Annotated in this window: 19 protein-coding genes; 16 read left to right on the plus strand and 3 right to left on the minus strand. The window is 51.6% G+C overall.

Features of this window, described 5'->3' with window-relative positions:
• The first annotated feature begins 35 nt into the window (after positions 1-35).
• From ACM67B_RS08850 to gshA, 4 genes are all read left to right on the plus strand, one after another.
• Entirely contained in the window at positions 36-491 is a 456-nt protein-coding gene (locus ACM67B_RS08850) for a DUF1850 domain-containing protein (RefSeq protein ID WP_416189301.1), read from the plus strand.
• Positions 488-2,476: a TRAP transporter permease gene (locus ACM67B_RS08855; RefSeq protein WP_416189302.1), complete on the plus strand. Its 1,989-nt coding sequence runs from the start codon at positions 488-490 to the stop codon at positions 2,474-2,476. Before ACM67B_RS08850 ends, ACM67B_RS08855 begins: the two co-directional genes overlap by 4 nt.
• 210 nt (positions 2,477-2,686) lie before the next feature.
• Complete coding sequence (locus ACM67B_RS08860; protein WP_416189303.1) at positions 2,687-3,508, plus strand: HpcH/HpaI aldolase/citrate lyase family protein; 822 nt, start codon at positions 2,687-2,689, stop codon at positions 3,506-3,508.
• A 244-nt stretch (positions 3,509-3,752) separates the two neighbouring features.
• On the plus strand, positions 3,753-5,300 hold the full coding sequence (gene gshA / locus ACM67B_RS08865; RefSeq protein WP_416189304.1) for a glutamate--cysteine ligase: 1,548 nt from the start codon (positions 3,753-3,755) through the stop codon (positions 5,298-5,300).
• A 361-nt stretch (positions 5,301-5,661) separates the two neighbouring features.
• On the opposite strand, the gene putA is transcribed toward gshA, so the two are convergent.
• The gene (gene putA / locus ACM67B_RS08870; RefSeq protein ID WP_416189305.1) at positions 5,662-9,267 is read right to left on the minus strand and encodes a bifunctional proline dehydrogenase/L-glutamate gamma-semialdehyde dehydrogenase PutA; all 3,606 of its coding nucleotides are present in this window, start codon (positions 9,265-9,267) and stop codon (positions 5,662-5,664) included.
• A 189-nt stretch (positions 9,268-9,456) separates the two neighbouring features.
• Between putA and ACM67B_RS08875 the strand changes: the two genes are divergently transcribed.
• From ACM67B_RS08875 to ACM67B_RS08900, 6 genes are all read left to right on the plus strand, one after another.
• A complete protein-coding gene (locus ACM67B_RS08875) occupies positions 9,457-10,398 on the plus strand; it encodes an ornithine cyclodeaminase family protein (RefSeq protein WP_416189306.1) in 942 nt (313 codons plus the stop codon).
• A gap of 79 nt (positions 10,399-10,477) precedes the next feature.
• Positions 10,478-11,758, plus strand: a complete 1,281-nt coding sequence (locus tag ACM67B_RS08880) for an MFS transporter (RefSeq protein ID WP_416189307.1) — start codon at positions 10,478-10,480, stop codon at positions 11,756-11,758.
• Between the two features lie 89 nt (positions 11,759-11,847).
• Positions 11,848-12,426: a helix-turn-helix domain-containing protein gene (locus ACM67B_RS08885; RefSeq protein WP_416189308.1), complete on the plus strand. Its 579-nt coding sequence runs from the start codon at positions 11,848-11,850 to the stop codon at positions 12,424-12,426.
• 70 nt (positions 12,427-12,496) lie between these two features.
• Complete coding sequence (locus tag ACM67B_RS08890) at positions 12,497-13,078, plus strand: DUF1415 domain-containing protein (protein ID WP_416189309.1); 582 nt, start codon at positions 12,497-12,499, stop codon at positions 13,076-13,078.
• Entirely contained in the window at positions 13,078-13,437 is a 360-nt protein-coding gene (locus tag ACM67B_RS08895; protein ID WP_416190554.1) for a YbaN family protein, read from the plus strand. Before ACM67B_RS08890 ends, ACM67B_RS08895 begins: the two co-directional genes overlap by 1 nt.
• 329 nt (positions 13,438-13,766) lie before the next feature.
• On the plus strand, positions 13,767-15,185 hold the full coding sequence (locus ACM67B_RS08900) for a sodium:proton antiporter (RefSeq protein WP_416189310.1): 1,419 nt from the start codon (positions 13,767-13,769) through the stop codon (positions 15,183-15,185).
• 82 nt (positions 15,186-15,267) lie between these two features.
• Here ACM67B_RS08900 and ACM67B_RS08905 read toward each other — a convergent pair whose 3' ends face one another.
• Positions 15,268-16,179, minus strand: a complete 912-nt coding sequence (locus ACM67B_RS08905; protein ID WP_416189311.1) for a LysR family transcriptional regulator — start codon at positions 16,177-16,179, stop codon at positions 15,268-15,270.
• Positions 16,180-16,338: 159 nt separating this feature from the next.
• Between ACM67B_RS08905 and ACM67B_RS08910 the strand changes: the two genes are divergently transcribed.
• The 3 genes from ACM67B_RS08910 to ACM67B_RS08920 are packed head-to-tail and all read left to right on the plus strand — an operon-like array spanning position 16,339 to position 18,564.
• A complete protein-coding gene (locus ACM67B_RS08910; protein WP_416189312.1) occupies positions 16,339-17,469 on the plus strand; it encodes an alpha/beta hydrolase in 1,131 nt (376 codons plus the stop codon).
• On the plus strand, positions 17,466-18,002 hold the full coding sequence (locus ACM67B_RS08915) for a cyclophilin-like fold protein (protein WP_416189313.1): 537 nt from the start codon (positions 17,466-17,468) through the stop codon (positions 18,000-18,002). Before ACM67B_RS08910 ends, ACM67B_RS08915 begins: the two co-directional genes overlap by 4 nt.
• 4 nt (positions 18,003-18,006) lie before the next feature.
• Entirely contained in the window at positions 18,007-18,564 is a 558-nt protein-coding gene (locus tag ACM67B_RS08920; RefSeq protein WP_416189314.1) for a DapH/DapD/GlmU-related protein, read from the plus strand.
• Positions 18,565-18,625: 61 nt separating this feature from the next.
• Here ACM67B_RS08920 and ACM67B_RS08925 read toward each other — a convergent pair whose 3' ends face one another.
• Positions 18,626-19,615 (minus strand): LLM class flavin-dependent oxidoreductase, encoded by a 990-nt coding sequence (locus ACM67B_RS08925; RefSeq protein ID WP_416189315.1) that lies wholly within the window; start codon positions 19,613-19,615, stop codon positions 18,626-18,628.
• 269 nt (positions 19,616-19,884) lie between these two features.
• Between ACM67B_RS08925 and ACM67B_RS08930 the strand changes: the two genes are divergently transcribed.
• The 3 genes from ACM67B_RS08930 (at position 19,885) to hisA (ending at position 22,591) form a co-directional block, all read left to right on the plus strand.
• Positions 19,885-20,781: a DMT family transporter gene (locus tag ACM67B_RS08930; protein ID WP_416189316.1), complete on the plus strand. Its 897-nt coding sequence runs from the start codon at positions 19,885-19,887 to the stop codon at positions 20,779-20,781.
• A gap of 282 nt (positions 20,782-21,063) precedes the next feature.
• The gene (gene hisH, locus ACM67B_RS08935; RefSeq protein ID WP_416189317.1) at positions 21,064-21,708 is read left to right on the plus strand and encodes an imidazole glycerol phosphate synthase subunit HisH; all 645 of its coding nucleotides are present in this window, start codon (positions 21,064-21,066) and stop codon (positions 21,706-21,708) included.
• A 145-nt stretch (positions 21,709-21,853) separates the two neighbouring features.
• Positions 21,854-22,591 (plus strand): 1-(5-phosphoribosyl)-5-[(5-phosphoribosylamino)methylideneamino]imidazole-4-carboxamide isomerase, encoded by a 738-nt coding sequence (hisA, locus tag ACM67B_RS08940; RefSeq protein ID WP_416189318.1) that lies wholly within the window; start codon positions 21,854-21,856, stop codon positions 22,589-22,591.
• Positions 22,592-22,608: the final 17 nt, after the last annotated feature.

A 22,608-nucleotide genomic window follows, 5' to 3' on the forward strand; every position in this document is an offset into this window, starting at 1 on the left:
CCGCCCGAAAAACTTATCCTATCTTTTCCCTGCCTATGCCGCGTTTCCTGACTGCCGTTTTGCTGACTGCCGCTGCCTGTTTTGCACTTTGGCCGCAATCTGCCGTGGAAGTGTCACTGCCAGACAAACAATGTTACCTGCCACCCGAATTTACGTTGCAATGGCGTCATTCAGTCGAACACCAGCTTTGGCGCGAATCGTATCACTCTGACGGCACAACGCTGCACTTAACACGCACGCAAATGCAGACTTTCGGCGCCGGTATGCCTTCAGACGGCCTACCAATTGCTGCCGACAAAGGCTTTGTGGCACAACAAGGCCATCTGAAACTGCCTGAATTGAATTGGACGGTTTCACGCAATATGCAGGGCGAAATCCATGTTGACGGGCAAATTTGGCCACTGGCCGCTACCTTGCCCGATTATGTGACCGTGCGCATCGCTCCCGTAGAGAAGCTGCGCGCATTGATTTATTTTGGACACTGTTTATGACCGAACCTCTGAAAACCGATGCTGCCCCCAACAGCCAAGAGATTTTAGAAAAATACGACCGCGAATCGGTAACGCGTACGCCGAAAAGCTCAACCGTGCGCTACATTATCGGCGCGATTGCGGTGTTGTATTCGCTGTTTCACGTTTACATTACCTTCTTTCCCATGCCTACGCTGCTGCAACGCTCGATTCACGTTGCCGTCGGTTGCGCGCTGATTTTCCTGATTTATCCGCCGGCCAAACAAAGCAGCCGCCAAAAAGTGGTTTGGTATGATTGGCTGTGGTTTATCGCCGCATTTTCCGGCGCGGGCTATCTGCTGTGGCAATACGATGCGATTATGACCGTGCGCGGCGGTATTCCGAACACGCTCGATATTGTGTTTTCGATGATTACCACAGTGGTCGTGATTGAAGCCGCACGCCGCATTACCGGCTGGATTTTGCCGGTGTTTGCGCTGATTTTCTTGGCTTATCCGTTTATCAGCCACATGGACTTCATGCCCGATCGCTTACTCACGCGGCCTTATGATTTAGGCGATATTTTCGGCCAACTTTATTTGAAAACCGAAGGCCTATATTCCACCGCCATCGGCGCATCGGTAACGTTTATTTTCCTGTTTATCCTGTTTGGCGCATTTTTGGCGCGCTCCGGCATGGGGCAATTGTTTAACGACATGGCACTCGCGCTGGCGGGACACAAACAAGGCGGCCCAGCCAAAGTGGCGGTGATTTCCAGCGGCTTTATGGGCAGCATCAACGGCGCAGCGGTGGCCAACGTGGTCGGTACGGGCGCATTTACCATTCCGCTGATGAAAAAAATCGGCTATCACCGCGATTTTGCCGGTGCAGTTGAAGCTAGCGCTTCGGTGGGCGGTCAGATTTTGCCGCCGATTATGGGCGCGGCTGCGTTCATCATGGCCGAAACCACCGGCGTGAAATACAGCACCATTGCCTTAGCCGCCTTACTACCTGCCCTGCTGTACTATTTAGGCGTGATTGCGCAAGTGCATTTCCGCGCCGGCAAACGCGATTTGAAAGGCATTCCGAAAGCCGATTTGCCGCGTTTGAAAGAAGTGATGAAAGCGCGCGGCCACATGCTGCTTCCGATTGTGGCTTTGGTGGTCATGCTGGCCGAGTCGGTGCCGGTAGGCTACGCTGCGGCTTATACCATTGCGATTACCGTTGTCATCAGCTGGCTGCGTCCGCAAACCCGCATGGGCTGGCGCGACATTTTGGCTGCCCTGGAAGATGGTGCCAAACAATCGTTGTCAGTCATGGCGGCATGTGTGGTAGTAGGCATTGTAATTGGCGTGGTCAACCTCACCAGCTTTGGCACGGTGATGACTTCTTCCATCGTGACTTTGGGCGCTGGCTCGCTGTTTTTCACCCTGCTGCTGACCATGATTGCTTCAATGATTTTGGGTATGGGTTTGCCGTCGATTCCTGCCTACATCATCACCGCCACCATGGCTGCACCCGCACTGGCTTCATTTGACGTACCGGTCTTGGTGGCGCACTTGTTTGTGTTCTACTTCGGTATTTTTGCCAACATCACTCCACCTGTGGCCTTAGCCGCCTTTGCCGGCGCGGGTATTGCGGGCGGCGATCCGATGAAAACCGGTTTCCAATCGCTCAAATTGGCACTGGCCGGGTTTATCGTGCCGTTTATGTTTGTGTACAACCCAAACATGCTGATGATTGATGTAGCCAACACCGCTGTGACTGCTACCGAATTCCCACTGCCGCATTGGTGGACGATTGTCTCGGTGAGTATTACTTCCATTGTCGGCGTATTGAGTTTGTCGGCAGCGGTAGAAGGCTGGTTTAAAACCTATATCCCGACATGGCAACGCTTGCCGCTGGCTGCCGGCGGCTTGATGATGATTGTACCGGAATTGACCACCGACTTAATCGGCATCGCCATAGTTGCTGCTATTTTGGGTTTGAATATTTTAGCTGCTAAGAAACAAATCAAAGCTGCTTAACTGCTGAGATAAAAAATCCGTCTGAACATACCATTTCAGACGGATTTTTTGTATCGAAATCCGCTACAATGTTTCTGCTAAAACATATCGTCATTTAAAATAGAAATCAGACAAGGTGACAGCTCCCTGATGTACAAGTAGTACATCAGGGAGCTAGCAACGCGGTATGATTTCTATTTTAAATGACGATAAAAAAACAAAGGAGAAACCATGCTAAACCGCCCTATTCCCAAAATTTTCCTATTCGTTCCCGCCACCCGCCCTGAGCGGATTGCCAAGGCGTTTGCCAGCGGTGCGGACGAAGTAATTGTCGATTGGGAAGACACTGTCTCGCCGGAAGACAAAGCCACTGCCCGCGCCAACATCGCCGAATATTGTCGCCAAGCAGGTCAGCCTGAGGTGTGGGTCAGAATCAATAATCCACGCAGCGCGTTTTATGCGGACGATGTGGCGGCGCTCAAGACTATGCCAGAAATCAAGGGGATACTGCTTTCTAAAACCATTCAGGCCGATGAAATTTCTGCGCTGCATCACGCCACAGGCAAGCTGGTGATTGCTGATATTGAATCAGCGCAAGGCATGGCCGACATCGGGCAATTGGCGCGTTCAGACGGCCTGTTTGCACTGACCTACGGCTGCTTGGATTTGGCCAATGATTTGGGCGTGAGCTACGGTACGGCCGCTGCGCAAACGGTGTTCGACCGCCTGCGCACCGATATGCTGCTGCACAGCCGCATCAACAATCTGCATCCGCCCATCGAGACCACCTTCCCTGATTTCAACGACCACGAAGCCAACCGCCAAAACGCGGAATACTGGCGCGATATGGGTTTCGGCGGTGTTTTGTGTATCCACCCGAAACAAGTCGCTGCGGTGAAAGAAGCCTTAAGGCCGTCTGAAGATTTGTTGACTTTTGCCAGAAAAGTTGTTACCGAAGCCGCACACAGCGGTCAAGCTGTTTTCCAAGTGGATGGGCAAATGATTGATGCACCGGTGATTGAACGGGCAAAATGGATTTTGCAGCAAAACTAATATTCAGACGGCCGGTGATTTTTACTCAGGCCGTCTAAAATCATTTTTACTGATAACTATTTTATTGGTTTATCTCTATAGCTTTTAACCAGCGATTTGGCCGTCTGAATACCTGCCTTTCATTCACACATAACCATATTCCGCTGCGGCCGTTCCGTGCTAAAATCGCTCTGTTTGATGGCAGCAAACGCCATCCCGATAGCCACTTTGCGCAGAAGCCCACACTTTCTGCTAAGGAAAATACATGAACATCGAGACCCTTCCACTGTCCGGCGGCAACATCGGCATCGAGCGCGAAAGCCTGCGCACCACCGCCGACGGCCATCTTGCCGGAACACGCCACCCTGAAGCCTTGGGCAATGTCTATACTCATCCGAACATCACCATCGATTATGGCGAAGCATTGTTGGAACTGGTCACCGATCCGCATCAATCCCCGAAAGCCGTGTATCAACAGCTTTTGGAATTACACCAATTCAGCGCGCAAAACATCGGCGAAGAGCGCATGTGGGCAGCCAGTATGCCTTGCCGTCTGCCCGACAATCCCGAACACATCGAAATCGGCTACTTCGGCCAGAGCAACGGCGCGAAATTGAAACGCCTGTACCGCGTCGGCCTGTCTTACCGTTACGGCCGCACCATGCAAATGATTGCCGGTGTACATTTCAACTATTCGCCGCCAGAAAGCCTGTGGACAGCCTTGGCCGAACAAGAAGGCGTAGAACCGACCGACACTTGGCGCAACGAGCGCTACATGGGCATGATTCGCAACATTCAGCGCCACGGCTGGCTGATTTGCCACCTGTTCGGCACCGCCCCTGCCTGCGACCAAAGCTTCCAACCGGCGCAAAATGTGCTTGACCGCCTGCACGAGCAAAGCTTTAGCTGGAAAAACGCCACCACCCTGCGCATGAGCCAACTCGGCTACCAAAACAAAGTCGATTTCAGCGTCAGCTTCAATCATCTGAACGAATACGTTCGCGATTTGGGTGCGGCGGTATTAACCCCAGCGCCGGTGTATGAATACTTGGGCTTGCGCGGTCCGGCCGGACTGTACCGCCAAATCAGCACCAATATTCTGCAAATTGCCAACGAATATTACAGCGGCGCACGTCCAAAACAAGTGATGAAAAAAGGCGAATTGCCCATCAGCGCCTTGAGCGCACGCGGCATCGCCTATGTTGAATTGCGCCTGCTCGACAACAATCCGTATGACCCAGCCGGCATCAGCTTGGAACAAATTCATTTCTTGGAAAGCTTTATGTTGTGGTGTTTGCTGAAAGATTCACCTGCATTTACCACCGCCGATTACAACGAAGCCAACCACAACCGCTTGCGCACCGCCTGCTCAGGCTTGAGCGAAGGATTCAGCCTGTTTAAAAACGGCCGCAGCATTTCCGCGCAAGATTGGGCAAATGAAATCCTGCATGAAATTCTGCCGATTGCCGAACGCCTTGACCAAGGTTCGGACAACAGCGGCTACCGCGAAGCCGTGCAAAGCCAAATCCGTGCCAACAGCGGCGAAACCCTGCGCCTGCCGCAACGCGTGCAAGCCGAAATGGCCGAACAAGAGTTCCTGCCATGGGCCATGGCCTTGACCGCGCAACATTTGGCAACCTTAAAACAGCCGCTACCGCAAGACGTGCAAGCCAAGCTGGAAGCGCAAAGTCAGCAATCCTTGCAGGAATTTGCCGAAATTGAAGCCAAAGCCGCCGATGAAATCCCATTTGACGACTATTTAGCCAACTATTTCAATCCGCTGCATGAATGCTTGGCAAAATTAACGGTTTAAATCGTGATAAAAAACCATGCCGTCTGAACGCTTCAGACGGCATGGTTTTTTTATGGTTTAGGGCTTTGTAAAACTCAATTTAAATCAAAAAAAACTATGCTCGTCATTCCCGCATAGGCAGGAATCCAGAACGTTCGATGATTGAAATAATTAAATATGCCTGAAACCTATAGGGCTGGATTCCCGCCTACGCGGGAATGACGGCAGTTGTGTGTACTAGATTTTGAAAGAGTTTTCCAAAGGTCTCTAGCTTAAACTCAATAAAAATTCGGAAAAGTAAAATAAATTTCATACGCTAAAAGGCCGTCTGAAAGATTGAATTATTCCCCAATCTTTCAGACGGCCTCTAACACTTAAAAAATTAATCCGACATCGCCATCAAGCTGGCGTTACCGCCTGCTGCAGTCGTGTTGATGCTGCACGAAATTTCTTCAAACACCTGCAAAATATCCAAGCCGTTTTCAGACGGCAGAATGCGGATTAACGCGCCCTCGCTCGCCGCCAGCGCTTGTTTGCGCTCGGTCGGCAAATCTTCCAGCGCGACCACATGGCTGATGCCGGCGTTTTCCGGTTTATCGACAATCAGCAAATTGCCCAAATGCGCCACTTCTGTCGCCAGCGGATGATTGGCTTCAATCACGCCTTGCACGCCGGCCGCAGCCAGTTGCACCAAAGCGGTGAACGACTGCACCAAATCGCCGCCGTAAATCCACACGCGTTTTGGCGCGTGCCAGCTCAATACGTTGCGCTCGCCGGTTGGGCCACACAACACCTTTTCAGCATGACGCAGCGTGCGGATACGCGCTTGGCCTAAGGTAGCGGCAATCGAGAGCTTGTATTCTTGGCTGATCGGCAGATTGTGCAACATGGCTTCCAAGCGTTTCAACACTTCGTCATCGACTTGGCCGACTTTGCTCAAGGTCGGTGCCACCCATTGTTTCAGACGGCTTAAACGTTGCAGGTAGAACGGGCCGCCTGCTTTCGGACCTGTACCCGATAAGCCGTGGCCGCCAAACGGCTGCACGCCGACAACCGCGCCGACGATGTTGCGGTTGATGTACACGTTGCCCGCTTCAATGCGTTTGCGGATGTGATCCACGGTCGCATCGATGCGGCTGTGTACGCCGTGGGTCAGCGCGTAGCCTTTGCTGTTGATTTGGTCGATCAGGCTGTCGAGTTCGTCGGCACGATAGCGCACGACGTGCAACACCGGACCAAATACTTCGCGCTGCAATTCGTTTAAATTATTCAACTCAAACAAAATCGGGGCAACAAAAGTTGATTGCACCTCATCAATGCCGTCTGAAACCTTGATTTCATGGAACGATTTGGCCGCGCCTTTCATTTTATTAATGTGCGCCAACAGGTTGGCTTGCGCTTCGGCATCGATGACGGGGCCGACATCGGTATTCAGCAAACGCGGATTACCCACCACCAATTCGTTCATCGCGCCTTTAATCATATCAATCATATGGTCGGCAACGTCTTCTTGCACGCACAAAATACGCAGCGCCGAACAGCGTTGTCCGGCCGAATCGAAAGCGGAATTCAACACATCGGCGCAGACTTGTTCGGCCAATGCGGTTGAATCGACAATCATCGCGTTTTGGCCGCCGGTTTCGGCAATCAACACCGGATTGTCATCACGTTTGGCCAAGGTTTGGTTAATCAGGCGTGCCACTTCGGTCGAACCAGTGAAAATCACTCCGCTGATGCGTGGGTCTTGCGTTAAAGCCGCGCCAACTTCGCCCGCTCCCAATACCAATTGCAAGGCTTCAGACGGCACACCGGCTTCATGCATCAACGACACGGCATACGAAGCAATCAGGCTGGTTTGCTCGGCAGGCTTAGCAACTACGGTGTTACCGGCAGCCAATGCGGCCACCACTTCACCGGTGAAAATCGCCAACGGGAAATTCCACGGGCTGATGGCGATAATCGTGCCCACGCCTTGGGTGTTGGCAGGTAAGGTTTGCTCGGCTTCATCGGCATAATAGCGGCAGAAATCAACTGCTTCACGCACTTCGGCAATGGCGTTTTGCAGCGTTTTGCCCGCTTCGCGCACCGCCAGCATCATCAACGCCGGCGTGTGCTGCTCCATCAAATCGGCCAAACGACGCAGGCAGGCAGCGCGTTCGGTAGCAGGTGTCGCACCCCACGCGGCTTGCGCGGCCACAGCTTCGGCAATCGCTTCTTGCGCCAAGGAGGCATCAGCAAATGAAACCGTACCCACCACATCAATATGATCGGCAGGATTTTTGACATCTTGCGGCGCGTTTACTTCACGCAGCTTGCCGTTAATGATCGAGGCCGTCTGAAACGCTTGCGCCGCCGATTGGTTCATTTTTTGCTGCAATTGTTGCAACACATTTTCATTGCTCAAATCCACGCCTTGTGAATTCAGACGGCCTTTGCCGTATAAATCGCGCGGCAACGGCAACGCGGCATGCAAATGAATGCCTTCTTCGGCGATGGTATCGAACGGGCTACGAATCAGCTCGTCAATGCTGATTTTTTCATCAACGATTTGGTTCACAAACGACGAATTGGCACCGTTTTCCAACAAACGGCGCACCAAATAGGCCAGCAGCGTTTCGTGCGTACCCACCGGCGCGTAAATGCGCACGCGGCGACCTAAGTTTTGCGGGCCGACCACTTGGTCATACAGGGTTTCGCCCATGCCGTGCAAGCATTGGTGTTCAAAATCCTTGCCTTTGCCCATTTCGTAAATCGCCGCCAGCGTGTAGGCATTGTGTGTGGCAAATTGCGGGAACACAGCGTCTTGCGCGTCCAGCAGTTTGCGCGCGCACGCCAGATAGGAAATGTCGGTATGCACTTTGCGGGTGTACACAGGGTAGCCATTAAGGCCATCAACCTGCGCCCATTTGATTTCGCTGTCCCAATACGCGCCTTTCACCAAGCGAATCATCAATTTTTGATTGTTGCGGCGTGCCAAATCCACCAAATAATCAATCACAAACGGGCAGCGTTTTTGGTAGGCCTGCACCACAAAACCGATGCCGTTGTAACCGGCCAAATCAGGGTCGGACACCAAAGCTTCCATCAAATCCAGCGACAATTCCAAACGATTGGCTTCTTCAGCATCGATGTTCAGGCCGATATTGTATTGTTTTGCCAAAACAAATAATGCTTTTAATTTCGGCAGCAATTCGGTCATCACGCGCTCGTGTTGCGCACGGAAATAGCGCGGATGAATCGCCGACAATTTCACTGAAATGCCGTTGCCGTCGTACACGCCTTGCCCTGCCGCATCCTTGCCGATAGCGTGAATCGCGGTAACGTAATCCTGATAGTAGCGGTCGGCGTCGGCTTGGGTAAACGCCGCTTCACCCAGCATATCGAATGAGAAACGATAGCCCAGTTTTTCACGCTCTTTGCCGTTTTTCAATGCTTCTTCAATAGTTTGGCCGGTCACAAACTGCTTGCCCAGCATACGCATGGCGTAATCCACGCCTTTGCGGATCAACGGCGCACCGCCCTTGCCCAACACACGGCTCAAAGCCGAACCCAAATTCTGGTCGTTGGTCGTGGTGGTGAGTTTGCCGGTTACCAGCAAACCCCAAGCTGCCGCGTTCACAAACAGGCTTGGGCTGTGGTTCAGATGGCTTTTCCAATCGCCGTCTGAAAGCTTGTCGGCAATCAATTTATTGCGCGTGGCATTATCCGGAATGCGCAACAAAGCCTCCGCCAAACACATTAACGCCACACCCTCTTCGCTCGACAACGAAAACTCGTGCATCAACGCATCCACACCGCTGGCTTTGGTACGGCTCGCCCGCACCTGCGTCACCAAACGGCGCGCCAAATCATCGGCAGCACGACGCTCTTCACCTGTCATCTGCGCTTGTTGCAGCATATCATTCACCGCTTCAACTTCATCGCGGCGATAAGCCTCAGTCACCGCTTGACGCAGCGGAGTTTGTTGGGGATGGGCAAATTGGAACATGGATTTTTCTCCTGAAATCAAATGGCATTCATTCCTAAATCATATACCAAAATCACGTTCAGACGGCATGATTTTTTAGCATATTTTAACTTGGTTCAAACTTAGATTAACTCGATAATAAAGATTGACAGGTTTTATTTTACAAGATAAATTTTCGTATAAGAAATTTTTTTAAGTAAAGGCTGAATTATGCTGCATTATGATTCTGTGCAAACCTCTTCCGCACTGGCATTTCCCCAATTAGTAGCCGCACTGGAAACCATGTTTACCGCGCATTGCGAAGTACCGTTGCGCCACAACCATGCCATTACCGACAAGCAAGGCGAAAAACAAGGCACGCTGCTGCTGATGCCCGCTTGGCTTCCTGAACGCTGGCTGGGCGTGAAAACCGTATCGATTTTTCCGCAAAATGCCCAACACAACCTCCCTGGCCTGCATTCGGTTTACATTTTATACAATGCCCAAACCGGCAAACCGGAAGCCATTTTCGACGGTGACAGCATCACCTCACGCCGCACAGCCGCTGCTTCGGCATTAGCTGCACGTTTCCTAAGCCGCGAAAACAGCAAAACCTTGCTGATTGTCGGCGCAGGCCGTGTTGCCGAATTGTTGGCCGATGCCTATTTGAGCGTGCGCCAAATTGAGCGTTTCATCATTTGGAACCAAACCCACAGCAAAGCCGAAAGCTTAGCCGCGCGCTTGCGTGAAAAAGGTTTGCAGGCCGAAGCCCACCAAGATTTGGCCGGCGCGGTGAAAGAGGCAGATATTGTCAGCTGCGCCACCTTATCCACTGCACCGCTGATTTTGCGCGAATGGCTGCAACCGGGCACCCACCTCGACTTAATCGGCGGTTTCGCCCCTGATATGCGTGAAACCGACGATGCCTGCTTCGCCGACACCAGCGTGTTTGTCGATACCGAAGAAGCCCTAATGAAAGCCGGTGATTTGCTCTCGCCGATTGAAGCAGGCGTATTCACCCCGCAACAAGTGCGCGCCACGTTGGCCGATCTATGCCGCCTGAAATACAGCGGCCGAGAACACGCAGACGAAATTACCGTGTTCAAATCCGTCGGCAGCGCGCTGGAGGATTTGGCCGCCGCGGTGTTGGCTTATGAACAATTGAATTGCTGATTGAGTTATAGAAAAGGCCGTCTGAATGCTTTTCAGACGGCATGTAAAACATCAAAACAAAAATATTTGGAGAAATATCATGCAGAATCAAAAAATATCCACCCGCGTGTTGCTGGCCAGCTTAATCGGCAGCTCCATCGAATGGTTTGACTATTTCCTCTATGGCACAGTTGCCGCATTGGTGTTCAACCAATTATTCTTTCCGGCTGAAGATCCAACTGTCGGCACCATGTTAGCCTTTGCCTCGTTTGCCCTGTCGTTTTTCATACGGCCTTTTGGTGGTATTTTATTCAGCCACATCGGCGACAAAATCGGTCGCAAACAAACCTTGGTATTAACCTTATCATTAATGGGCGGTGCCACCGTATTGATGGGTTTGCTCCCCACTTACCAAGCCATCGGCATTGCCGCACCTATTTTGATGGTATTGCTGCGCTTGGTGCAGGGTTTGGGTATTGGCGGGGAATGGGGCGGCGCCATGCTGCTGGCGGTGGAGTATGCACCAAAAGAAAAACGCGGCTTTTTCGGCAGTGTGCCACAAATGGGCGTAACCATCGGTATGCTGTTGGCTACCTTAGCCTTAACCGTGATGACCATGCTGCCTGAAGATCAGTTTTTATCATGGGGCTGGCGTGTACCCTTTGTGTTAAGCGCGGGTTTGGTGTTTCTTGGTTTGTGGATTCGAAAAGGCATTGACGAAACACCGTCGTTCAAGAAAAACCAAGCGGAAGGTAAAGTGGTGGCCGTACCTTTATTTGAGACCTTACGCCACCATAAACGTGAAGTGATGATTGCAGTCGGTGCAAAATTTGTCGAAACTGCACCGTTTTACATCATGTCCACCTTTATTGTATTTTACGCCACGAATCAACTGGATTTCTCGCGTACCGAAGTATTGAATACCGTAACCATCGCCACTATCGTCACCACGCTACTAATTCCGGTGATGGGCGCCTTATCCGACAAAATTGGCCGCAAAAAAGTCTATACCGGCGGCGTATTACTGATGATGGCTTATGCTTTCCCTTATTTCTGGCTGCTTGAAACCAAATCATTTGCCTCTTTGATTGGCGCAACAGTATTGGGTTTGGGCGTCATCTGGGCACCGGCCACCGCCGTATTGGGTACGATGTTTTCGGAAATTTTTAAAAGTAACGTACGCTATACCGGCATTACCTTGGGCTACCAAATCGGTGCCGCACTGGCAGGCGGTACGGCACCTTTAGTGGCTACCTTCCTCCTGAAAGCATTTGACGGTTCTTACATTCCGATTGCCATCTACATCATCTTAACCGGCGTTATCTCGTTAATTGCCATCCGTGCAGCAGACGATTACGCAGGCAAACCGCTTGATGATTAATCCAAGCAACAAAGGCTGCTAATCCATATCGGTTGGCAGCCTTTATGCTATGATTTTATTTCACGCCAATAACAACAAGACAGCCCGATATGAGCGATCTGAACCTAGCCAACACCGTCAAAGCCCTGCGCCAAAAAAACGACCTGACACTCAAACAGCTCAGCCAACGCAGCGGCATTTCCACCGCCACTCTGTCCAAAATCGAACACGGCCAATTGTCGCCTACTTATGAAAAAATCGCGGCATTGGCCAAAGGTTTGGCAGTCGAAGTGGGCGAACTGTTTCGTGCTGATGCTACTGCACCCATGCTTGGCCGGCGCAGTGTCACACGCAAGGGCAGCGGCGTGGTTCACCATACCAAACAATACCTATACGAATTATTGAATGCCGACCTGGAAAACAAACGCTTCACGCCGATCGTTGCCACGCTTAAAGCACGTGAACGCACTGAGTTTTCCAAATTACACAGCCATGATGGTGAAGAATTTTTTTATGTATTGAGCGGTAAAGTCACACTCATCACCGAATTTTACACCCCGCTTGAGCTGAACCCCGGCGATTCCTGCTATTTTGACAGCACCATGGGACACGCCTGCCTTTCCTCAGGTGAAGAAGATGCGCAAATCTTATGGATTTCTTATACCTTTACCGGCCAATCATCCGAATAAATTTCAGCTATTTATCCCATACCGATTAATTTGCTATAATTGAGAATTATTTTTAAATAAAATCAAAATAATGAACATGCCCAACACCAAAACCGTTATCGACCACACCAAACAATGGCTGGAAAAGGCCGTGATTGGCTTAAACCTCTGCCCTTTTGCCAAAGCGCCGTATATCAAAGGCCGCGTGCGCATTGAAGTCAGCGAAGCCAAGCATTTAGACGGTTTTTTAGAAGATTTAGACCGTGAACTACAACGTTTGGGCAACACGTCCTCCGAAGAATTAGAAACCACGTTATTGGTGCATCCAACCTTATTTAGCGATTTTTTGCTGTTTAACGATATGCTCGATATCGCCGATGAAGCAGTGGCAGATAATCAATTGGAAGGCGTGATTCAAATTGCGCCGTTTCACCCTGATTTTCAGTTTGCCGACACCGCAGCCGACGACATCAGCAACTACACCAACCGCTCACCTTATCCGACACTGCATCTGATTCGTGAGGACAGTATCGCCAAAGCAACTGAAGCTTTCCCAGACGCTGCGGCGATTTTCGAACGCAACATCGCTTTATTGGAAGAGATGGGGCATGAGGGCTGGAAACAATTAGATATTCCGCGCTGCCCGTTTCACCAACCTGAATCACACTCATGATTATCCGCTATATTTATTGGCTTTGCGGCGCGCTAGCTGTGGCCTTGGGCGTGCTTGGTATTTTTCTGCCCATTTTGCCGACCACGCCTTTTGTGTTGCTGGCGGCTGCTTGCTGGGCAAAAGCTTCGCCGCGTTTTCACCGCTGGCTGCATCAGCATCGCTACTTCGGCCCGATGGTGCAAAACTGGGAACGCAACCGTGCCGTGCCGCGTAAAGCCAAAATACTGGCCGTGAGCATGATGACGTTTTCCTGCCTGTTTTTATTCTGGCAATTCCCTGACCGCTGGTGGATTGGCGCCATTTCCACCACCTTTTGCGCCTGCGTAGCCATCTGGATGATTCGCTTACCGGAAGCATAAAATCGGCCTGTTTTCAGACGGCCTTATGCTGATTTCTTGCAAAAAAGTGTTAAACACAATTTAACAATCTTTTTTGATAGTCTTTTATTATTTAGTTAACATTTCATTAAATCGCTGTTTTAAAGAATTTTTCTCCCTATGCTAAAAGAATTGGGCAATGTCACAAAAATCTTTTAGCAGATTTGTTTGATTCAGACTAATACTTTAGTCTAGTTTCTGGCACTATTTTCCTTTACAATCATTTGCGACAAGCTTACTTCAAGCTTAACGTGCAGTGTCGTGCTGTTCAGACGGCCTGAAGTTTTACCATGATAAGAAAAAGGAAACATATGCGCCTACCTCTTTTCTCCCTACCTATGCTGATGCTGCCGGCGTTTGCCCAAGCCGCCAACTTCAGCGGCGACTCACTGAGTCTGCTTTGGGGTTTACCCTTTGCAGCCATTCTGCTCTCCATCGCCTTAGGTCCTTTAATGATGCCGAAAATTTGGCATCATCATTTCGGTAAAATCACCGCCTTTTGGACGGTGCTCTTTCTGGTTCCTTTCGTGCTTTATTTCGGCTTTACGGCAGGTATTCAAGTCGTGGCACACGCCATGGTGGAAGAATATATCCCGTTTATCCTGTTGCTGTTTGCGCTGTACACCATTTCAGGCGGTATTTTGGTATGGGGCAACTTGCAAGGCTCGGCCAAGCTCAATACCACCCTGCTTGCCATCGGCACTGTATTGGCCTCAGTGATGGGCACCACCGGCGCCGCTATGTTGCTGATTCGCCCGCTATTGAAAGCCAATGACAACCGCAAACATAAAGTGCACGTGGTCGTATTCTTTATCTTCTTGGTAGCTAATATCGGCGGCGGCCTGACCCCATTGGGCGACCCACCTTTGTTCTTGGGCTTCTTGAAGGGCGTTGACTTTATGTGGACCGTGGTTCACATGTTCCCACCTGTGCTCATCAGCGTGGTGATTCTGTTGACCGTGTTCTACTTCCTCGACCGCCACCTATATTCTAAAGAAGACGAAGTCGTGCCGCATGATCCATCACCGGACAGCAAGCTACAAATCTTCGGTAAAGTGAATTTTATTTTGCTGTTGGGCGTGGTAGGCGCTGTATTGATGTCGGGCATTTGGAAACCGGATCACCCTGGTTTTGAAATCTTCGGCAGCCATTATTTATTGCCAAACTTAGTGCGCGATGTGATTTTGCTGTCTTTGGCAGTGATTTCATTGCTCATTACACCGAAACAAGTGCGTGCCGGTAATGAATTCAACTGGGAACCGATTGCCGAAGTGGGCAAACTGTTTGCCGGTATCTTCATCACCATCGCACCGGTATTGGCCATTTTGAAAGCCGGTGAAAACGGCGCCTTGCGCGGCGTGGTATCCATGGTGCACAACGCCGCAGGCGAGCCGCTCAACACCATGTATTTCTGGATGACCGGCGTGTTATCCGGCTTCTTAGATAACGCCCCGACCTACCTCGTGTTCTTCAACATGGCAGGCGGCGACGCGCAATCTTTGATGACCGGCCCGCTGTTCCACACCCTTCTGGCCATCTCGATGGGTTCGGTATTCATGGGTGCCCTCACCTACATCGGTAACGCGCCAAACTTCATGGTCAAAGCCATCGCTGAACAACGCGGCGTAAAAATGCCGAGCTTCTTTGGCTATATGGTATGGTCGTTTGGTATACTGTCGCCATTGTTTATCCTGCACACGCTGATTTTCTTCGTGTATGAGATTTTGTAAGGCGTAACAATCATCAAGGCCGTCTGAAAGTATTTTCTTTCAGACGGCTTTTTTTTAATTCGGGACATATATTTAAACGGCCTCAATCACGCTGAAACCTCGCCACCAAAATTTCCGCCAGCATATCAAACACCACACGCACCCGCGTCGGCGTAACGCTTCGGTGCGGCCGGTAAAGATACGCCGACCATTGTTGCTTGGGGATATCGGGCAATAATTCCACCAATTCGCCTTTGCGCAAATACGGCTCGCACAACCAATCGAGCACATAGGCCACCGCCCTGCCGGAACGCGCCGCCGCCAGCGTGTTGTGCACGGTATTGCCAATGCACACCGGTTTGGCCGGAAACAAGCTTTGCTGATCGTTGAAATACCATGCCCAATAGCGGCCATTGTTCAAATCATGCTCGGCATTGAGCGGGTAGCGTTTTTTCAAATCATCCAAATCTTTCGGCAACCCGTATTCCGCCACCAATTCGGGCGCAGCGACAATCCGCTCCTGCACGGTGCCCAAGTGCTTCACAATCAACAAACTGTCCGTCGGCGCTTGGCCTATACGCACACCAATATCAATTTGCGCTTCCACCGCATTGACGCGCACGGTATTTTTCTGCCAGTCCAACACCAGCTTGGGATAGGCTTTCAGACGGCCCAACAATTCCAGCAACACATTCTCTTCATCGGGCAAATCCGGCACGGTTATCCGCACCATGCCGCCCATTTCGTCTTCATCGCGCCGTTTGGCATGGACGAACACGCGTTCGCTGTCGTCCAAAAGCTGCTGCGCCTGCGGCAGAAATTCGCGGCCGAAATCGGTCAGCTTGGTTTGGCGCGTGTTGCGCTGGAACAGCGGCTCGCCCAAATAATCCTCCAATTCCGCAATGACGCGCGTCACCACCGGCGGCGATACGGCCAACCGGCTGGCGGCTTCTTTGAATTGCAGCGTTTCGGCGGCGGTGCAGAAAATCCGCAAGGCTTCGAGTTTGTTCAACATAATTTCTTTTTCCGAAATTATTAAATGCAGTTTTATGAATATACATGAAATCATTGGGCTTTTACAATGTGTTCTGTCGAAACCGCAAAAGGTTTCATCCCAACCGTTTCAGACGGCCTGTCCGCACAAAAGGCCGTCTGAAAAACAGAAAGGCCCAACATGAAGACCCCTACCCTCAAAACCCTCGCTTCCGCCCTCGTCGCAGGCTCGCTCATGCTCTCCGGCACTGCCTCCGCCGTGACCGTGCCCCCGTTTAAAGGAACCGCAACCATGCAGCTGACTCAAGAATGGGACAAAGTTTTCCCGAAATCCAATCAAATCGAACACCATAAAGTCACTTTCAAAAACCGCTACGGCATTACCTTGGCCGGTGATTTGTATGTACCGAAAAACGCCAAAGGCCGCCTGAGTGCCATTGCCGTGAGCGGCCCTTTCGGTGCGGTCAAAGAGCAGGTTTCGGGGCTTTATGCCCAAACGCTTGCCGAGCGCGGTTTCGTCACGCTGGCGTTTGACCCTTCCTACACCGGCGAAAGCGGCGGCGAACCGCGCGGCATGGCCAGTCCCGACGTCAACACCGAAGACTTTTCGGCGGCAGTCGATTTCCTGGGTTTGCAAGGGTTTGTCGATAGGGAAAAAATCGGCATTTTAGGCGTATGCGGCTTCGGCGGACAGGCGGTCAATGCCGCAGCGATGGACACCCGCGTCAAAGCCGTCGCCACCAGCGTGCTGTATGACATGAGCCGTTCCATCGGCTGGGGCGTGGGCGATCAAAAAGACGGCTACAGCCAAGCTGACCGCCGAAAAGTCAAAGAATACCTCAATAACCTGCGCTGGGCAGATGCCGAAAGTGGCACGCGGGCGGTGGGTTTTCACGAAGTTCCGCTTGATGCGCAAGGCAATATCGTCGGGGGTAACCGCATTCTGCCCGAAACCCTGCCTGACAATGCCCATCCTGTTTTGGCGCAATTCTTCGATTTCTACCGCACCAAACGCGGCTACCACCCGCGCGGTTTGAATTCCAATTCCGCCTGGCTGGCCACCATGCCCCTGTCGTATGTCAACATTCCGATGATGAGTTATGCCAATGAAATCACTGCGCCTACCTTGATTGTGGCCGGCGAAAAAGCCCATTCTCGCTACATGAGCGAAACCGTGTTCAACAATGTGGGCAGCAAAAACAAAGAGCTGTATCTCGTTCCCGGAGCCAGCCACGTCGATTTATACGACAATCAGGCCGGCAAAATCCCGTTTGACAAATTCGAGCAGTTTTTCAAAACGAATTTGAAATGACAAAAGGCCGTCTGAAAACCCATGCTTTTTCAGACGGCCTCTTTATCCTTACCAAACAAGGACAAGCCATGAAAAAACTGCTGCTGGCCGCCGTCATGATTTCAGGCATCACCGCCTGCCATGCCGAAACGCCCCGCCATTCTTCCGAACAGGAAACGACCATGACCGCACCCACCGCCCCCGAGACCCGAACCGTCCGCCTGCTGATTGGCAGCCGGGCATTCGAGATGAAAACGGAAAACAACCCCGCCGCGCAAGCCTTTGCCCGACTACTGCCGCTCGAACTTTCCATGCAGGACCATCTGCAAAACGAAAAATTCGCCGCCCTGCCCGAACCGCTGCCGGCCGACGACAAAACCGCAGGCCGCATCCGTGCAGGCGATGTCATGCTCTATCAAGGCGACACGCTGGTGATCTTTTATGAAAGCTTCGACAGCAGCTACCGTTACACCAAAATCGGCACCATCGCCGAGGCAGGCCGTCTGAAAACCGCTTTGGGGAGCGGTAAAATCACCGTCAGAATGGAGAAATAAACGGATGCACGATTTTCCTGCTAACACCCTGATTGCCGAAAATTCCGACCTGTTTGCCCGAATTCACGACATCGTCGCCGAAAACGCACCCAAAACCGCCGAACTGAGCGGCGCATTTAAAAGCCAGGCCGAAATCCGCGCCGTTTTGGCGGACATCACCCGCAGCCGGATTGACGAAAGCCTGCACGTCAACCTGCCGTTTTACACCGATTTCGGCCGCCATATCCGCATCGGCAGAAACGTGTTTATCAACACAGGCTGCGTGTTCACCGATTTGGGCGGCATTACGATAGAAGACAACGTATTGATTGCGCCGAGGGTAAACATCGTCACCGTCAACCACCCCGAAAACCCCGGCGAGCGCAGAGGATTGATTTTAAAACCCGTGCGAATCAAACGGAACGCGTGGATAGGCGCAGGGGCAACCATTCTGCCGGGCGTAACGGTGGGCGAAAACGCGATTGTCGCCGCCGGCGCGGTCGTCAGCAAAGACGTTGCGGACAATACCGTAGTCGGCGGCGTTCCGGCCAAGGTATTGAAAACCATAGACTCCGCATCATAAACAAGGCCGTCTGAAAACGGGAACGGCAAGTTTTCAGACGGCCTGGTTACAAGCCAGCCTTTTACAGCGTATCGGCAATTTCTTTCAGCATTTCAAACGATTTGGCCTGTCTGGCTTCATCGTAAATATAGTTCAAGGCCATAATCTCATCGGCCTGAACACGCGCTTGCAAGTTAAGCAGTTGCTCGCGTACGCTTTCTTTGCTGCCGACGATGTCTTCGCCCAGCATTTGTTTCACGGCGAATTCTTGGTCGTAGCTCCACACGGTCGACATATCGGCCACCGGCGGTTGCAGCGGTTTCATTTGGCCGCTGACCACACCTAAAAACTGCTGTTGTTGCGAAGTGTGCAGTAAATGCGCTTCGTCATCGGTGTCGGCAACGATGATGTTGACGCAGATGATGACTTCGGGCTTGTCGAGATATTTTGATGGTTTAAAACCGTTGCGGTAGATTTGCACCGCCATTTCCATCATGCGCGGGGCGAAGTGGCTGGCGAACACATACGGCATACCGAGTTCGGCGGCGAGATAGGCGCTTTCGGTGCTGGAACCGAGAATGTAAAGCGGCACGTTTTTATCCATCGCCAAATAGGCTTTGACGTAGCCCTGCTCGTCTGCACTGCCGAAATAGCGCTGAATGGTTTGGATGTCATGCGGAAAATTCATCGACACGTCTTGCGCGTTGCGGCGCAAAGCCAAAGCGGTGCGTGGGTCGGTGCCGGGTGCGCGGCCGACGCCTAAGTCAATGCGGTCGCCGTACATGGTTGCCAAGGTGCCGTATTGTTCGGCCACGGCCAGCGGGCTGTGGTTGGGCAGCATCACGCCGCCGGTGCCGACGCGGATGGTTTGCGTGTTGGCCAAAGTATGGCCGACCAGCAATTGCGTGGCGGAACTCATCAGATTGGGCATATTGTGGTGTTCGGCAATCCAATAGCGTTCGTAGCCAAGCTGCTCGGCGGTCTGCGCCAGCGTCACCATAGAGTCGATGGCTTGTTTTTGGGTTTGGCCTTCGCGTAAAGGCACCAGGTTGAGCATGGAGAGTTTGAGCATAATCGTTCCTGATTGGGTGTGGTTGTTTCGATATATATAAGCAAATAAGGCCGTCTGAAAAATTATCAATGCTTTTTCAGACGGCCTTGATGAATAAAGTGTATTTTTTGATTACGCAGATAACGTAAACGCTTGTTCAATCAACATTCACGCGTGTATCTTTTTACGATTGAATAAAATCATAGCCGCCATAAATATGCGCTAAGGCCGTCTGAACCTTTCAGACGGCCTGTGTTAAAATCCCCTGTCTTTTTCTTTGCCCGCTTGTGATGAAACCGAATGCTTCTTTCTGGTCGACTGTGCCGCTGTTGGTGTTGCCGCCGCTGTTTTGGGCGGGCAATTTCGTGGTCGGGCGGGCGGTGCGCGGCGATATTCCGCCTTTGAGTTTGTCGTTTGGCCGCTGGGTGATTGCGCTGGCGGTGATTCTGCCGTTTGCATGGCAACACATGCGCCGTGATCTGCCTTTATACAAGCAATATCCGGCCAAAATCGTGGCGGTGTCGCTGGCGGGCGTAGCGTCATTCAACACCTTGGTTTATATGGGTTTGCACCACACAACCACCACCAATGCGCTGCTGCTCAATTCCTGTATTCCGGTGCTGATTATGTTTTTCGGCGTGTTGTTTTACCGCCAAACGCTGCTGCCCGCGCAAATCGGCGGCTTGCTGCTGTCGATGTTGGGCGTGTTGAGCATTATTCTGCACGGCGAATGGGGCAACTTATTGGCCATGCAGTTTAATTCGGGCGATTTGATTGTGTTTGCGGCGATGATTTGCTGGGCGCTTTATACTTTGTGGATGAAAACGCTGCCCGCCGAAATCCACCGCATTGGCCTGATGGCGGTGCAAATCATCATCGGCTTAATGGCTTTAACGCCATTGTGGCTGTGGGAAACAGCTTCGGGCGCAGAGATTGTGTTCAGCCCTTCGGCCTTGCTCGCTTTGGCCTATGTCGGCTTATTTCCTTCGGTAGCGGCCTATCTGCTTTATACGATGGCGGTAGAAAAAGTCGGGCCGGTGCGCACGGGTTTATCGGTGCATTTGATTCCGGTGTTCGGCGTGTTGCTGTCGGTGTTATTTTTGAGTGAAACGCTGCACAGTTACCATCTTATCGGCATTGCGCTGATTGCCTGCGGGCTGGTGTTATCCAATCGGAAAGTATCATAAAACAGGCAGAGACCTTTGCAAAATTCCCATCTTTGGCACATTTCTTCGTTATGCGCTGCTCGAAAGCTTGCCTATCTTTGTGATATGTCTTCGCTTTCTGCGCTGCTATAACTTCGAACTGCACTCAAATCTGGGGGTTTGCAAAGGTCTCTTGCCGTCTGAAATCATTTCCCCTTTCAGACGGCCTTTTGTTAGTTTGTTTTAAATTGTCAACAAAAGCACGCGGATTTTTTGTTACAATACCGCCCACTACGATGATTTGCATAATTTAGAAGGATCAACATGAAAGTAGCTGTTGTCGATTACGGCATGGGTAATTTGCACTCGGTGCTGAAATCCGTGCAGGCCGCGCAAAAATTGGCCGGTTTGCAAGCCGATATTTTTCTGACCGACCAGCCGGATGAAGTCTTTGCCGCCGACAAAATCATTTTCCCCGGCCAAGGTGCCATGCCCGACTGCATGAGCGCATTGCAGCAAAGCGGCTTGGGCGAAGCGGTTTCAGACGGCCTGAAAAATAAACCGTTTTTCGGTATTTGCGTCGGCGCGCAATTGTTGTTCGACCACAGCGAAGAAGGCGACACCGCCGGTTTGGGCTGGTTTGCCGGCGACGTAAAACGCTTTGCCGCCAACCGCCACGATGCCAACGGCGACAAATTGAAAGTGCCGCACATGGGCTGGAATGCCGTGCGCCAAACTCAAAACCATCCTTTGTTTGCCGACATCGCGCAAGACACGCGCTTTTACTTTGTGCACAGCTACTATTTCGCGCCGCAAAACAGCGACATCGTGTTGGGTACCAGCGAATATCCGCAAGAATTTGCCTGCATTGTCGGCAAAGATAATGTCTTCGCCACCCAATTCCACACCGAAAAAAGCCACGACGGCGGCTTGCTGCTGTTGCGCAATTTCTTAAACTGGCAGCCGTAACCATTCGGCGCGAAACAAAGCGTGTCGCAGGCCGCTTAGGTGTGCTAAAATTCGCTAAATTGTGTAAAATGATTTGCACATCATGATTCTATTTTTCAGACGGCCTCTTTATCACAGGCCGTCTGAGACCTACTTTGGAAAAATTATGTTACTTATCCCTGCAATCGATTTAAAAGACGGCCAATGCGTGCGCCTGAAACAAGGCTTGATGGATCAGGCAACCGTGTTTTCCGACACGCCGGCGCAAACTGCCGAACATTGGTTCAAACAAGGCGCGCGTCGTCTGCATTTGGTTGATTTGAACGGCGCATTTGCGGGCGAACCGAAAAACTTCCCGGCGATTAAAGAAATCTTGGCCGCCGTGGCACAACACATCCCCGTGCAATTGGGCGGCGGCATCCGCGATTTGGCCACCATCGAAAAATATCTGAATTTGGGTTTGACCGATGTCATCATCGGCACCGCTGCAGTGAAAAATCCTGAGTTCGTGCGCGAAGCCTGCAAAGCTTTCCCCGGCCAAATCATCGTCGGCCTGGATGCCAAAGAAGGCATGGTAGCGATTGATGGTTGGGCGACCGTAACTGAACACCATGTAATCGATTTGGCCAAACAATTTGAAGACGACGGCGTCAACAGCATCATCTACACCGACATCGGCCGCGACGGCATGATGAGCGGCGTGAACATTGAAGCCACCGTCAAGCTGGCCGAATCAATCAAAATTCCCGTGATTGCCTCCGGCGGCCTGACCGATTTGAACGACATCCGCGCTTTGTGTGTGGTCGAGCAAAGCGGCGTGGCCGGAGCGATTACCGGCCGTGCGATTTACGAAGGCAGCATTGACTTTGCCGAAGCGCAAAAGCTGGCTGATTCGTTGGTCTAATCTGTTTTCATCCACAT

The organism is Neisseria sp. CCUG17229 (assembly GCF_047839235.1).
Classification (GTDB): Bacteria; Pseudomonadota; Gammaproteobacteria; order Burkholderiales; family Neisseriaceae; genus Neisseria; species Neisseria brasiliensis.

Bases quoted from the DNA above. Each gene is read 5' to 3' on its own strand.
- ACM67B_RS08920 (WP_416189314.1), top strand. From the start codon at position 18,007: ATGCACGATTTTCCTGCTAACACCCTGATTGCCGAAAATTCCGACCTG.
- ACM67B_RS08860 (WP_416189303.1), top strand. From the start codon at position 2,687: ATGCTAAACCGCCCTATTCCCAAAATTTTCCTATTCGTTCCCGCCACC.
- ACM67B_RS08855 (WP_416189302.1), top strand. From the start codon at position 488: ATGACCGAACCTCTGAAAACCGATGCTGCCCCCAACAGCCAAGAGATT.
- ACM67B_RS08915 (WP_416189313.1), top strand. From the start codon at position 17,466: ATGACAAAAGGCCGTCTGAAAACCCATGCTTTTTCAGACGGCCTCTTT.
- putA (WP_416189305.1), bottom strand. From the start codon at position 9,267: ATGTTCCAATTTGCCCATCCCCAACAAACTCCGCTGCGTCAAGCGGTG.
- gshA (WP_416189304.1), top strand. From the start codon at position 3,753: ATGAACATCGAGACCCTTCCACTGTCCGGCGGCAACATCGGCATCGAG.
- hisA (WP_416189318.1), top strand. From the start codon at position 21,854: ATGTTACTTATCCCTGCAATCGATTTAAAAGACGGCCAATGCGTGCGC.
- hisH (WP_416189317.1), top strand. From the start codon at position 21,064: ATGAAAGTAGCTGTTGTCGATTACGGCATGGGTAATTTGCACTCGGTG.
- ACM67B_RS08880 (WP_416189307.1), top strand. From the start codon at position 10,478: ATGCAGAATCAAAAAATATCCACCCGCGTGTTGCTGGCCAGCTTAATC.
- ACM67B_RS08930 (WP_416189316.1), top strand. From the start codon at position 19,885: ATGAAACCGAATGCTTCTTTCTGGTCGACTGTGCCGCTGTTGGTGTTG.
- ACM67B_RS08925 (WP_416189315.1), bottom strand. From the start codon at position 19,615: ATGCTCAAACTCTCCATGCTCAACCTGGTGCCTTTACGCGAAGGCCAA.
- ACM67B_RS08900 (WP_416189310.1), top strand. From the start codon at position 13,767: ATGCGCCTACCTCTTTTCTCCCTACCTATGCTGATGCTGCCGGCGTTT.
- ACM67B_RS08875 (WP_416189306.1), top strand. From the start codon at position 9,457: ATGCTGCATTATGATTCTGTGCAAACCTCTTCCGCACTGGCATTTCCC.
- ACM67B_RS08850 (WP_416189301.1), top strand. From the start codon at position 36: ATGCCGCGTTTCCTGACTGCCGTTTTGCTGACTGCCGCTGCCTGTTTT.
- ACM67B_RS08890 (WP_416189309.1), top strand. From the start codon at position 12,497: ATGAACATGCCCAACACCAAAACCGTTATCGACCACACCAAACAATGG.
- ACM67B_RS08885 (WP_416189308.1), top strand. From the start codon at position 11,848: ATGAGCGATCTGAACCTAGCCAACACCGTCAAAGCCCTGCGCCAAAAA.
- ACM67B_RS08905 (WP_416189311.1), bottom strand. From the start codon at position 16,179: ATGTTGAACAAACTCGAAGCCTTGCGGATTTTCTGCACCGCCGCCGAA.
- ACM67B_RS08910 (WP_416189312.1), top strand. From the start codon at position 16,339: ATGAAGACCCCTACCCTCAAAACCCTCGCTTCCGCCCTCGTCGCAGGC.